Source organism: Paraburkholderia sp. BR10872, from assembly GCF_040965835.1.
In the GTDB taxonomy this organism is placed as follows: domain Bacteria; phylum Pseudomonadota; class Gammaproteobacteria; order Burkholderiales; family Burkholderiaceae; genus Paraburkholderia; species Paraburkholderia nodosa_A.
Window position 1 is genome coordinate 1 of sequence record NZ_JBFRCN010000070.1, and the last position, 12,717, is coordinate 12,717.

Consider the following 12,717-nt stretch of genomic DNA (forward strand, 5'->3'; position numbering starts at 1 on the left):
TGGCGCTGCTCTCGCTCGTCGGCAGCAAGCAGTTCGGCGGCGCCGGTCTGCTTCCGTACGGCTGGGACATGCTGGTCGTCGCGCTGGTCTCGCTCGTGTTCTATTACTGGGGCGTGAATTCGGGCTATCGCTCGCCGTACCTCGCGGAACGCCAGGAGCACGACGAAGTCCTCGAGGGCATCGGCGCGCACTAAGCATCATCTAAACGTCGCGCAATACAAAAAGCCCGCCTGAAGCGATTCAGGCGGGCTTTTTTGCCTTTCGAGCAAGCGCGGAGCCGGCGTGGCGGCTCGCGGCGGCTTTATTGCACGGCGGCGCTGCCGAACACGTAGTTCGTCATCGCGAGCGCGCGCTGGTAGGTGCCAAGCGACTGCACACCGAGCGTGTAGTCGTCGTCGGCGGCGCCAAGCGCCGCGAAGACGGGCAGCAGGTGCTCGTCGGTCGGGTGCATGAGCACCGCGTGCGGGGCGCGCTGGCGGTAATCGAGCAACGCGTCGATGTCGCGCGCGGCGAGGTGATTTTCGAACCATTGCGTGAACTCGGCCACGCGCGGATCGGCGTCTTCCGGCCGCGCCGATAAGTCCGCCTCGCGCAGGTTGTGGGTGATCTGGCCCGAGCCGATCACCATCACGCCTTCGTCGCGCAGCGAGCGCAGCGCACGCCCAAGCGAGAAGTGATGGGCGGCGTCGGCGCGCGGCTGGATCGAAAGCTGGGCGACGGGCACGTTCGCGTCGGGGAACATCAGCAGCATGGGCACCCACGCGCCATGATCGAGGCCGTGCGCTTCCTCGTCGACAGGCACGCCTTGATGGCGCAGCAGCGCCGCTGCGCGCTGCGCCATCTCGGGCGCTCCGGGCGCCGGGTACTGGATCTCGTAGAGCGCGCGCGGAAAGCCGTAGAAGTCGTGGATCGTCTCAGGCTGCGTGGCGGTGCTGACCACGGGGCGCATCGTGCCCCAATGGGCCGAGAGCATGAGCACCGACTGCGGACGCGGCAAATGCTCCGAGAGCACGGTGAAGCCGCCAGAGGGCAGCGACGGGTCGATCGGCAGCGTAGGAGCGCCGTGCGAGAGGAAGAGGGTAGGCGTGCGGGTGGTCATGATCGCGGGTTGACCGCGCCAAGGCGGTCCGAAAGTATCGTATTGCGATCAATATAAGACCGTACCGTCGCGAATTAAACCGGGGGAAAGGGAATTGATTGTGTCGCCGGTATTGATAATCGGCGCACTGCGCAAATGTGCGCCCGGCACTTATTCGTCGGTGCCGCGCAGCCCCGGCCAGGCGGGCGAGAGCGCGGGCCCGAGTGCGAAGAGATCGAGCACGCGCGCGACCGTGTGATCGATCATCTCGTCGATCGAAGCCGGCTGGTTGTAGAAGGCCGGCAACGGCGGGAAGATCACGCCGCCCATTTCGGTCACGGCCGTCATGTTGCGCAGATGCGCGAGGTTGAACGGCGTTTCGCGCACGAGCAGCACGAGACGGCGGCGTTCCTTCAGCGTGACGTCGGCGGCGCGCGCGATCAGGTTGTCTGAGAGACCGTGGGCGACGCTCGCGAGCGTCTTCATCGAGCAGGGCGCGACGATCATGCCGTCGGTCGCGAACGAGCCCGAGGCGATGGTCGCGCCGACGTCGCGCACGGAATGCACGACATCGGCGCGTGCGTGCAGATCGTCCTTGCTGAGTTGCAGTTCGTGCTGGATGTTGAGCCAGCCTGCCGCCGAAACGAGCAGATGCGTTTCGACGCCGCCGAGCCGTCGCAGCATGTCGAGCGTGCGCACGCCGTAGATCGCGCCCGTGGCCCCCGTGATCGCGACGATCAGCCGGCGTTGCGGCAGTTGTGCGATAGCGGACGAGGCAGGGGAGGCGGTATTCACGTCAGGCGGGAGTCGAAGCGAAGGCGAAGCGGGTTCGAGGCGAAGGCGCCTCGTGAAAAAGTGCCGGCGTTGCACACCGGGCGCTCGGGACGGAACAGGCGCAACGTCGTGCGCCCGATGCCGCCCCGTGGCTGGCGCTTACGCCGCGGCGAAAAGCTGCTGCAGCTCGCCGTTCTGGTACATCTCCATCATGATGTCCGAGCCGCCGATGAACTCGCCCTTCACATAGAGCTGCGGGATGGTCGGCCAGTTCGAGAATTCCTTGATGCCCTGGCGGACTTCGTCGTCCTCGAGCACGTTGACGGTCTTGAACTGATCGACGCCGCAGGCTTTCAGGATCTGCACCGCGCGACCGGAGAAGCCGCACATCGGGAACTGCGCGTTGCCCTTCATGAAGAGGACGACGGCGTTTTCGTCGACGATCTGCTTGATGCGTTGTTGGGTGTCCATGACTGACCTTGCGATTGAATTGATGCTGAATACGTTGGAATGCAGGATGAAATGATAGCGGATTTCGCCCGTGCAAGCCCGGCGTCGCCGGGAGCGTGCCTGGTCGGGCGGCTACGGTAGACGGCCCCCGCTGATGCGCTCGATGCCGGCCAGATCGCGCTCGGAGCGCACGTCCTTGAAACCGGCGTCTTCCAGCAACGCCCGAACGGCGGCCGCCTGGTCGTAGCCGTGCTCCATCCAGAGCACGCCAGCCGGCGCGAGCCGGGCAGGTGCGCCCGCGACGATCGCGCGCAGGGCGGTGAGGCCGTCGGCCTCGTCGGTGAGCGCGCCGCGCGGCTCGAAGCGCAGGTCGCCTCGTTCCAGATGGGGATCGCCGCTCGCGATATACGGTGGATTGCTCACGATCGCGTCGAATCGCAGTGCCGCATCGAGCGTGTCGTACCAGCTGCCCGGCACGAACGCGAGCGGGCCGCCGGGACGCTGGGCGTCGAGTAGCTTCGCGGCGTTGCGCGCCGCCACCTCGAGCGCGGCCGCCGAACGATCGACGGCCCAGACACGCGCATCGGGGCGTGACGAGGCGAGCGCCACGGCAATCGCGCCGCTGCCGGTGCCGAGGTCGAGCACGCGCGGCAGAGCAATGCCTTCGAGCGCCGCGAGCGCCGTTTCCACGAGCAGCTCGGTATCGGGGCGCGGAATCAGCACGTCGGGCGTTACGTCGAAGTCGAGGCCGTAGAACTCGCGCGCCCCCACGAGCTGCGCGATCGGCTCGCCTTGCACGCGGCGCGCTTCTAGCGCGCGGTACGCGTCCACGCGGGCCGCGTCGAGCGTCTGATCGCCGCGCGTGATGAGTTCCGTGCGGCGCCAGCCGAGTACGTGCATCAGCAGAATGCGCGCTTCTAGCGCGGGCAGCGGCGTGGCGCGCAGCAACGCCTCGGCGGTAACGGCTTCGCTCATGTCTCTTGCGCGCTCAATCCGCGTCGCCGAGCGACGCGAGCTGCTCTGCCTGATGCTCGGAGACGAGCGCGCCGATCAGTTCGTCGAGGTCGCCGTCCATGATCGCTTCGAGGCGATAGAGCGTGAGATTGATGCGGTGATCGGTGAGCCGCCCCTGCGGGAAGTTGTAGGTGCGGATGCGCTCCGAGCGGTCGCCCGAGCCTACGAGGCTCTTGCGCGTCGCCGCTTCCTTGGCGTGCTGCTCCTGGTACTGCTTGTCCTTGATGCGCGCGGCGAGGACCTTGAGCGCGCGGTCCTTGTTCTTGTGCTGCGAGCGGTCGTCCTGGCACTCCACGACGATGCCGGTCGGAAGGTGCGTCACGCGCACGGCCGAATCGGTCTTGTTGATGTGCTGGCCCCCCGCGCCCGAGGCACGGAAGGTGTCGATGCGCAGGTCGGCGGGATTGATTTCGACTTCGCCGATTTCGTCGGCTTCCGGCATCACCGCGACCGTACAGGCCGACGTGTGGATGCGGCCCTGCGTTTCGGTGGCGGGCACGCGTTGCACGCGGTGGCCGCCCGACTCGAACTTGAGCTTCGAGTACGCCGCCTCGCCCGCAATGCGCACGATCACTTCCTTGTAGCCGCCCAGATCCGACTCGCTCGCCGACATCATCTCGATCTGCCAGCGGTTGCGCTCCGCGTAGCGCAGGTACATGCGCAGCAGGTCGCCCGCGAACAGGGCCGACTCGTCGCCGCCCGTGCCCGCGCGGATTTCGAGGAACACGTTGCGGTCGTCGTTGGGGTCCTTCGGCAGCAGCATCATCTGCAATTCGTGCTGGAGTTGCGCCATGCGCTCGCGCGACGCTTTCACCTCTTCTTCGGCGAAGTCGCGCATCGAGGCGTCGGAGAGCAGATCCTTCGCCGCGGCCTCGTCGTCTTTGGCCTGACGCCACTGTCCGTAGTGTTCGACCACGGGCCCCAGTTCCGAGTGCTCGCGTGTGAGCTTGCGGTACTGATCGCGGTTCGAGGTCACGTCGGGACGGCTCAACAGGTCGTTCAGCTCGGCCAGGCGCGTAGTCAGCTGGTCGAGCTTCGATTGCATGCTCGTTTTCATCGGGCGGTGCGGAGCGGGCTCCGGATAGGACTGCGAGAGAGAAGAGGCGGGCGCGCGGCCCGGTCGTGCAGGGCACGCATGGCGCGCGCCCGACCGCGAACGTCGCTAACGGTCCGAACTACCGGAGGAATCGGACGAATTGGACGAATCAGAAGAGCCGGCGGAGCGCGGCGAGGCGGCGACCTCCGCCGCGGGCTGCGCGACGTCGTCTGTCCGGGCCGGCTGGCCGTGGCGGTAAAAGCCGCCCATCAGCTCGATGAGCGAATCGCGCTGATCGCCGCTCGACGTGTTGAGCGCATGCGTCGGGCCGTGGATCAGCTTGTTGGTGAGCGCCTGCGACAGCGCTTCGAGCACGGCCGACGGATCGTCGCCACGTGCAAGCATCTTGCGGGCGCGTTCGAGCTCGGCGCGACGCAGCGCGTCGGCCTGGGTGTGCATGTGGCGGATGACCGGCACGATGCTGCGCGAGTCGAGCCACTGCATGAAGTTCGCCACGCGCGACTCGATGATGGTCTCGGCCTGCGCGACCGCGGCCTGGCGCGAGGCATTGCCTTCGCGCACGATCGTGCCGAGATCGTCGACGGTATAGAGGAAGACGTCTTCGAGCTGGGCGACTTCGGGCTCGATGTCGCGGGGCACCGCGAGGTCGACCATGAAAATGGGGCGGTGACGGCGCGCCTTCACGGCACGCTCCACTGCGCCGAGTCCGATGATGGGCAGCGTGGACGCCGTGCACGAGACGATGATGTCGAACTCGTGCATGCGTGCTGGCAGATCGGAGAGCGGAATGGAACGGCCGCCGAAGCGCTCCGCAACATAGCGCCCGCGCTCGGCGGTACGGTTTGCGATCACGAGTTCGCGCGGCTGCTGCGCGGCGAAGTGCGCGGCGCACAGCTCGATCATCTCGCCCGCGCCGATGAAGAGCACGCGCTGGTTGGCGATCTTGTCGAAGATGCGCTGCGCGAGGCGTACGGCGGCGGCGGCCATCGACACCGACTGCGCGCCGATCTCGGTCGTGCTGCGCACTTCCTTCGCCACGGCGAAGGTGCGCTGGAACAACTGGTTCAAATAGGTGCCGAGCGCGCCGGCCTCGGTCGCGGTGCGTACCGCGGTCTTCATCTGGCCGACGATCTGCGTCTCGCCCAGCACCATCGAATCGAGCCCCGAAGCCACCCGGAATGCATGACGTACCGCTTCGGACTGCGGCAGCGTATAGACGTGCGGCGCAAGTTCCTCTTCGCGGATGCCATGGTACTGGGAGAGCCAGCTCACGGCCTGGTCGCGCGAGCCGTGCGCGTCGGTCGCGCAGTAGAGCTCGGTGCGGTTGCAGGTGGAGAGAATGGCGGCTTCCGGCGCGCTCAGCGAACGCTTGCCGGACCACGCTTCCTTGAACAGGGCGAGTGCGGGCTTGATCTGTTCGAGCGGAAACGCCACGCGTTCGCGCAAGGCGACGGGCGCGGTGTGGTGATTGATTCCGATCGTTAGAAGCTGCATACCATGGGGGCGAGATTTAGGCGGATATTATAACTTTTCCTCGCTTCCGACATTCGCGCCGACAGAGTCCGACACTCCGGTAGGTGATAGGGGGAGCCTTTCGAGCTGGTAGCCATAGCCGTACAAAGTGGTCAAACGCCAGCCGTGCTCGGGCCCGAGCTGCAATTTGCTGCGTAGCCGGGAGGCGTGCGTGTCGAGCGTGCGCGACCGAACGTCGCGGTTCAGATTCCAGACGGTTTCGAGAATGCGCGCCCGCGAAACGGGGCGCGATGCATTGGTGAAGAGCAGCAGCGCGAAACGGTATTCCTTGGGCGTGAGCGTGACGGTGTGACCCCGAAACGACACCTCGTAGCGCCCGGAATCGAAAAGATAGTCGCCAAAGCCGTGGCGGGCGCGGTTGCGCGGCCGGCGCACGCCGGCGCGGCGCAGGAGCGCGTCGATGCGCGCGAGCATTTCAGGGCCGCGCACCGGCTTGGCGATGCAGTCATCCGCGCCGGCCTGCAAACTCGCGACGATTTCGCTTTCATGCGGCGCGAGCATCAGCGCGATCGCGGGCAAACCCGGCAGCAGCTTGCGCGCCTGGGGGATGAGGTCGTCTGCGCCGGCGTCGCCGCACCACCATGCTGTGATCAGCAGATCGAAGGTTTCCTGTTCGAGAGTTTCGAAGAGTTGTGCGCCAAGCGGGAAGTGGTGGCACGCGTGCCCGCCCGCAATGAGCAGGCGGATGAGGGTTTCGGCCTGACGGGTGTCCGGTTCGACGAGGGCGATTCGCATACGAGAGAGTGCGGCTAGGGCGGCCCGGACGCGCTTGCCTTGCGCAATCCCGCCCCCTACACTCAACCGCTACGCGGGACGCGCCGAGCCGACCGTTTTCCAGTTTCAATAGAGTCTAATCAGGCTATAAATGCTAGCTCTCGTGCTTCGGCGGTCCTATCGGACTTATCCGAAAACCTATAGGACAAGTCCTTAATGGGCTGGCCCGGTATCGTTATTCTTGGTCTGGCGGTGGGCTGTGCGGGGTGGTGGCTCCATCCCTTGCGCCGCGCCGCACGTCACGGACTCGCGCTGGCGGCTGTGGCCGGCGCGCTCGGCGCGGCGCTCGCGAACGCGGCGGGCAGTGCGACCGGCCTTTTCTACGATGGCGAATTGCTCCAGTGGCCGCTTTGCACGGCGCTCGCGCTCGTTTTCGTGGGCGTGTGCGTAGCATTGCGCGCCCGGCGCAGCTAGTCGCGCGCAGCCGGTCCTCAAACGCGCCGCCTTTGGCTAGATTCCCATCTTCCGCTTCGAATTCTTCGCAGGTGAAAACATGAACGCCCGACTCCCCGAAACCTCCTCGATTCCCGAACGCATTGCCGCCCTGCGCGCCGCGATGACGCGCGCGGGCGTCGATGCCGCCCTCGTGCCCTCCGCCGATCCCCATCTGTCCGAATACCTGCCGCGCCGCTGGCAGGGGCGCGAGTGGCTGTCGGGCTTCACCGGCTCGGTGGGCACGCTCGTGGTGACGAAGGACTTCGCGGGCGTCTGGGTGGACAGCCGCTACTGGGTGCAGGCCGAGCAGCAACTGGCCGGCACCGGCATCGAGCTCATGAAGATGATGGGCGGCCAGCAGAGCGCGCCCCACATCGACTGGCTCGCGCAGAACGTGAGTGCGGGCGGCGCGGTCGCCGTCGATGGCGCGGTGCTCGGGGTCGCCTCGGCGCGCGCGCTGGCCGAGGCACTCAACGCGCGTGACGTCGCGCTGCGCACGGACCTCGATCTGCTCGACGATGTCTGGCAAGGCCGCCCGTCGCTGCCGCTCGAGCCCGTGTACGAGCACGTCGCGCCGCACGCCGACACGAGCCGCGCCGGCAAGCTCGATCAGGTGCGCCGCGCGATGCAGGAGAAGGGCGCGCAGTGGCACTTCATCTCGACGCTCGACGACCTCGCCTGGCTCTTTAACCTGCGCGGCGCGGACGTCAACTACAACCCGGTGTTCGTCGCGCACGCGCTGATCGGGCCGGACGACGCGACGCTCTTCGTCGCCGACGGCAAGGTGAGCGAGGCGCTCGTGCAGTCGCTCGCGAAAGACAAGGTGCGCGTCGCGCCGTATGCCGAGGCCGCCGCCGCGCTCGCGGCGCTGCCCGCGAAGGCTGCGCTGCTCGTCGATCCGCGCCGCGTGACGTATGGCTTGCTGCAGGCGGTGTCGTCGGCGGTGAAGCTCGTGGAATCGGTCAATCCGAGCACGTTCTTCAAGTCGCGCAAGACCGCCGCCGAAGCCGACCACGTGCGCGCGACCATGGAGCACGACGGTGCGGCGCTTGCCGAGTTCTTCGCGTGGTTCGAGGCGGCGCTTGGCCACGAGCGGATCACCGAGCTGACCATCGACGAAAAGCTTTCCGCCGCGCGTGCGCGCCGTGCGGGCTTCAAGTCGCTGTCGTTCGCGACCATCGCGGGCTTCAACGCGAACGGCGCGATGCCGCACTATCGCGCCACGCCCGAGTCGCACAGCGTGATCGAAGGCGATGGCCTGCTGCTCATCGACTCGGGGGGCCAGTACCTCGACGGCACCACCGACATCACGCGCGTCGTGCCCGTGGGCTCGCCGAGTGCGGAGCAAAAGCGCGATTTCACGCTCGTGCTCAAGGGCATGATGGCGCTCTCGCGCGCGAAATTCCCGCGCGGCATTCGCTCGCCGATGCTCGACGCGATTGCGCGCGCGCCGATCTGGGAAGCGGGCGCGGACTACGGCCACGGCACGGGTCACGGCGTGGGCTACTTCCTGAACGTGCACGAAGGTCCGCAGGTCATTTCGCACTACGCGCCGGCCGAGCCTTGGACCGCCATGGAAGAAGGCATGATCACCTCGGTCGAGCCGGGCATCTACCGGCCGGGCAAATGGGGCGTGCGTATCGAGAATCTCGTGCTCAACCAGCGCGCCGAAACTACCGGGTTCGGCGAGTTCCTGAGCTTCGAGACGCTTACGCTCTGCCCGATCGACACGCGATGCATCGATCTCGCGCTCCTGCGTGCGGACGAGCGCGAGTGGCTCAATGCGTATCACCAGACGGTGCGCGTGCGCGTGGCGCCGCACGTGAGCGGCGATGCGCTCGCGTGGCTCGAAAAGCGCACGCAGCCGATCTGATTTCCCTGGCATCCCGACAACGATCAGATAACGATCGGATAACGATCAAGTGGAGTGAGAAGCGCATGACGATCAAGGCCGTGGTGTTCGATTTCGGCGGGGTGCTCGTGGACTGGAGTCCCGAGTATCTCTATCGCAAGCTGATTCCCAACGACGACGAGCGCCGCTGGTTTCTCACGCACGTCTGCAAGATGGACTGGGTGGTCCGCCAGGACGGCGGCGAGCCCATTGCCGTGGGCACGGAGGAACTGGTCGCGGCGTTTCCCGAGCATGAAGCGCTCATTCGCGCGTTCTACGAGCGCTGGCACGAGATGATCGGCGGCTTGCTCGCCGGCGGCGTCGCGACGTTCGAGCGCCTCGAGGCCGCGGGGATGCCGATCTTCGGTCTCACGAACTGGTCGGCCGAGACGTTTCCGTGGGCGTGGGAGCGCTTTGGCATCCTGCGGCGCTGCCGCGATATCGTCGTATCGGGCCACGTGAAGCTCGTGAAGCCCGATCCGGCGATCTTCCACGAGATGTTCCGCCGCATCGAGGCACAGTTGCCGGGCGTGAAGCCCGAGGAACTCGTTTTCATCGACGACAACGCGCACAACGCCCTGGCAGCCACGGCGCTCGGCTGGCACGGCGTGCACCATACGAGCAACGCCACCACCGACGCTAAGCTGCGCGAACTCGGCTTGCCGGTCTAAGCAGCTCATCCAGGCAGGCTAAAGCCGGCGTCCCGCGCTATTTCGAAGCGGGCGCCGGCACCGGCTGCAGCAGACTGCGCAGCGCGTCAGCGATACCCTTTGCGGTTTGCCCGGCGCCCTTCGCCACCCCTTCCGCGCTCACCCCGAGCGCCTGCGCAAACCCTGCGCGCAACTCCGTCATCAGGTTTTCGTTCAGCTTGAATTTAGGGTCGCGCAGGTTGCCGTCGAGCACGAAATGCAGCGTGATTTCCCCCTTGTGTGCCTTCAATGCGGCCACGGCGGCGCGCGTCGGGATCGACAGGAAGGTGTCCACCGCGTCGCCGCTATCCGAGAGTTGCAGGTTGTGCAGCGTGACGATGCCCGGCGCGTGCAGGTGATAGCCGCGCACGGTCGAGTTGAGATCGAGATCGAGTGTACCGCCCGTCACATTGGCCTTCGCGCCGGCCTTTTTAAGCAGATAGGGATCGATCGTGCGCACATCCACGCCACGCAGCGTCGTGCGGAGTTGCGAGTCCTTATTCGCGATTTGCATCCAGCCGTCGAAAGTGACGCGTCCTGTGTGCGCCGGGCCGACGACATTGCCCACGACCGAAACGCGGGTGGGCTCCGTAAGCGCCGGCAACTGGACATTGTCGACGCTCGCCTGCGCGCGGTTCACGGTGACGCGCCACGGCGGATTGCTCACCGAACGGTCGTAGAAGTCGAATGTGCCGTTCTCGAAGCCGATATGGTCGATGACCTTTTGCTGCGGCAGGCTGCTTTCGCCCTGCGCGCCGTTCGAGGGCGTGGCGCTTTGCGCCATCGCTTCGCGCAGATTCGGCAGGATCAGGATCGAACCGCTTTCCCGGCGCAGCACCGTCATCGTGAAATCGCTCACCGTGACGTCGCGAATATGCACGCGGTGCGAGATCAGCGCGCGCAAGTCGGGCGTGATGGTGATGCGGGCGGCGCGCAGCGTGTCGGCAGTCGGCCAGTTCGGGGGCGGCTTCAGGCGCACGTCGGTGAGCTCGACGGATGAGAGATTGAACGCCACGTTCACGCTCGCGGCCGTGCCGACGGGCGCGAGCGCGCGCTCCACGTACGCCTTTGCCTCGCGCTGCAGCGCGTAGAGCGTGCCCAGCGCCGCGAGCACGAGCAGCGCGACGACGATCGCCACGATAAGGACAACACGGTTGCGCAGCGGCGTCGCCATACGGAATTCCTCGCGGGAGCTGGGCATGATCAAGCCCCAAGTGAGCCTAAGCGTAGCGGCTTTCGAGCAACCGCCATGCCGTGTGTGCTTGAACCTGCCAGAACGACAACGGCGGCCCGCGGGCCGCCGTTGTTTGCTATCGATCGCGCCTGCTTAGCGGCTGATCGGCTTGTAGCGCAGACGCTTCGGACGTGCGGCTTCTTCACCGAGGCGCTTGATCTTGTCGGCCTCGTACTCCTGGTAGTTGCCGTCGAAGAACGTGACCTGCGAGTCGCCTTCGAACGCGAGGATGTGCGTGGCGATACGGTCGAGGAACCAGCGATCGTGCGAAATCACCATCACCGAGCCCGCGAATTCGAGCAGGGCGTCTTCGAGCGCGCGCAGCGTTTCGACGTCCAGATCGTTCGACGGTTCGTCGAGCAGCAGGACGTTGCCGCCCGAGATCAGCGTCTTGGCCAGGTGCAGACGGCCGCGCTCACCACCCGAGAGGTTGCCGACGATCTTCTGCTGATCGCCGCCCTTGAAGTTGAAGCGGCCGATGTACGCGCGCGACGGCGTTTCGTACTTGCCCACCGTGAGCACGTCCGCGCCGCCCGAGATTTCCTCGAACACGGTCTTGTTGGCGGCCAGCGCGTCGCGGCTCTGATCGACGTAGGCGAGCTTGACGGTCGGGCCTTGCACGATTTCGCCCGAATCCGGCTGCTCCTTGCCCGTGAGCATGCGGAACAGCGTCGATTTACCGGCGCCGTTCGGCCCGATGATGCCGACGATCGCGCCCGCGGGAATCTTGAAGCTCAGGTTGTCGATGAGCAGACGGTCGCCATAAGACTTGCTGACGTTCTTGAACTCGATGACTTCGTTGCCCAGACGCTCGCCCGCCGGAATGAAGATTTCCTGCGTTTCGTTGCGCTTCTGGTATTCCGAGCTCGACAGTTCCTCGAAACGCGCGATACGCGCCTTCGACTTCGCCTGGCGGCCCTTCGGGTTCTGGCGCACCCACTCCAGCTCCTTCTTGATCGCCTTCTGGCGCGCCGATTCCGACGCTTCTTCCTGCTTCAGGCGCTCTTCCTTCTGGTCGAGCCAGCTGGAGTAGTTGCCCTTCCAGGGAATGCCGTGGCCGCGGTCGAGTTCGAGAATCCACTCGGCGGCGTTGTCGAGGAAGTAGCGGTCGTGGGTCACGGCGACCACGGTGCCCGGGAAGCGCGTGAGGAACTGTTCGAGCCACTCGACCGATTCGGCGTCGAGGTGGTTGGTCGGCTCGTCGAGCAGCAGCATGTCGGGCTTTTCGAGCAGCAGCTTGCACAGCGCGACGCGGCGCTTTTCACCGCCCGAGAGGTTGCCGATCTTCGCGTCCCAGGCCGGCAGGCGCAGCGCGTCGGCGGCGATTTCGATCTGCTGTTCCGCGCTGCCGTCGGTCGTCGCGAGGATCGCTTCGTACTTCGCCTGCTCGGCGGCCAGCGCGTCGAAGTCGGCGTCCGGTTCGGCGTAGGCGGCATAGATCTCGTCGAGCTTCTTCTGCGCGTTGAACACGTCGCCCAGACCTTCCTCGACCGCTTCGCGCACGGTCTTTTCCGGATCGAGCTGCGGTTCCTGCGGCAGGTAGCCGATGTTCAGGTTGGGCATCGGCGTGGCTTCGCCTTCGATGTCCTTGTCGACGCCGGCCATGATCTTGATGAGCGTGGACTTGCCCGAGCCGTTCAGGCCGAGCAGACCGATCTTGGCGCCGGGGAAGAACGACAGCGAGATGTCCTTCAGGATCTGGCGCTTGGGCGGCACGATCTTGCCGACCCGGTTCATGGTGAAGACGTATTGGGCCATGAGAGTGTCTTTTGGAAACGGGTAGAAAAA

The 12,717-nt window shown here is 66.1% G+C and carries 11 protein-coding genes and 2 pseudogenes; 4 read left to right on the forward strand and 9 right to left on the reverse strand.

Translation table 11 applies throughout. The features are described from left to right. Positions 1 to 194 (forward strand): annotated as a pseudogene (locus AB4Y43_RS35625) (amino acid:proton symporter); the annotation flags it as partial. A 107-nt stretch (positions 195 to 301) separates the two neighbouring features. On the opposite strand, the gene AB4Y43_RS35630 reads toward AB4Y43_RS35625, so the two are convergent. The 7 genes and pseudogenes from AB4Y43_RS35630 to AB4Y43_RS35660 all read right to left on the reverse strand — a co-directional run bounded on the left by AB4Y43_RS35630 (position 302) and on the right by AB4Y43_RS35660 (position 6,641). After that, positions 302 to 1,099: a class III extradiol ring-cleavage dioxygenase gene (locus AB4Y43_RS35630; RefSeq protein WP_368729933.1), complete on the reverse strand. Its 798-nt coding sequence runs from the start codon at positions 1,097 to 1,099 to the stop codon at positions 302 to 304. Between the two features lie 150 nt (positions 1,100 to 1,249). Continuing rightward, positions 1,250 to 1,873: a UbiX family flavin prenyltransferase gene (locus AB4Y43_RS35635; RefSeq protein ID WP_256095089.1), complete on the reverse strand. Its 624-nt coding sequence runs from the start codon at positions 1,871 to 1,873 to the stop codon at positions 1,250 to 1,252. A 138-nt stretch (positions 1,874 to 2,011) separates the two neighbouring features. Next, complete coding sequence (gene grxD / locus AB4Y43_RS35640) at positions 2,012 to 2,323, reverse strand: Grx4 family monothiol glutaredoxin (RefSeq protein ID WP_028214777.1); 312 nt, start codon at positions 2,321 to 2,323, stop codon at positions 2,012 to 2,014. Positions 2,324 to 2,434: 111 nt separating this feature from the next. Continuing rightward, entirely contained in the window at positions 2,435 to 3,277 is an 843-nt protein-coding gene (gene prmC, locus AB4Y43_RS35645) for a peptide chain release factor N(5)-glutamine methyltransferase (protein ID WP_368729934.1), read from the reverse strand. 13 nt (positions 3,278 to 3,290) lie between these two features. Further along, positions 3,291 to 4,373 (reverse strand): peptide chain release factor 1, encoded by a 1,083-nt coding sequence (gene prfA / locus AB4Y43_RS35650; RefSeq protein WP_069269184.1) that lies wholly within the window; start codon positions 4,371 to 4,373, stop codon positions 3,291 to 3,293. Positions 4,374 to 4,601: 228 nt separating this feature from the next. Next, positions 4,602 to 5,867 (reverse strand): annotated as a pseudogene (gene hemA, locus AB4Y43_RS35655) (glutamyl-tRNA reductase); the annotation flags it as partial. Between the two features lie 27 nt (positions 5,868 to 5,894). Then, on the reverse strand, positions 5,895 to 6,641 hold the full coding sequence (locus AB4Y43_RS35660; RefSeq protein ID WP_069269183.1) for a response regulator transcription factor: 747 nt from the start codon (positions 6,639 to 6,641) through the stop codon (positions 5,895 to 5,897). A gap of 195 nt (positions 6,642 to 6,836) precedes the next feature. Between AB4Y43_RS35660 and AB4Y43_RS35665 the strand changes: the two genes are divergently transcribed. The 3 genes from AB4Y43_RS35665 (at position 6,837) to AB4Y43_RS35675 (ending at position 9,677) form a co-directional block, all read left to right on the forward strand. Beyond that, entirely contained in the window at positions 6,837 to 7,094 is a 258-nt protein-coding gene (locus tag AB4Y43_RS35665; protein WP_069269182.1) for a hypothetical protein, read from the forward strand. Between the two features lie 79 nt (positions 7,095 to 7,173). After that, a complete protein-coding gene (locus AB4Y43_RS35670; protein ID WP_069269181.1) occupies positions 7,174 to 8,988 on the forward strand; it encodes an aminopeptidase P family protein in 1,815 nt (604 codons plus the stop codon). 65 nt (positions 8,989 to 9,053) lie between these two features. Continuing rightward, complete coding sequence (locus tag AB4Y43_RS35675; RefSeq protein WP_368661848.1) at positions 9,054 to 9,677, forward strand: HAD family hydrolase; 624 nt, start codon at positions 9,054 to 9,056, stop codon at positions 9,675 to 9,677. A gap of 37 nt (positions 9,678 to 9,714) precedes the next feature. On the opposite strand, the gene AB4Y43_RS35680 is transcribed toward AB4Y43_RS35675, so the two are convergent. Together AB4Y43_RS35680 and ettA are read right to left on the reverse strand one after the other, a co-directional pair. After that, complete coding sequence (locus AB4Y43_RS35680) at positions 9,715 to 10,869, reverse strand: DUF748 domain-containing protein (RefSeq protein WP_069269179.1); 1,155 nt, start codon at positions 10,867 to 10,869, stop codon at positions 9,715 to 9,717. 153 nt (positions 10,870 to 11,022) lie between these two features. Beyond that, complete coding sequence (ettA, locus tag AB4Y43_RS35685) at positions 11,023 to 12,687, reverse strand: energy-dependent translational throttle protein EttA (RefSeq protein ID WP_133190145.1); 1,665 nt, start codon at positions 12,685 to 12,687, stop codon at positions 11,023 to 11,025. Positions 12,688 to 12,717: the final 30 nt, after the last annotated feature.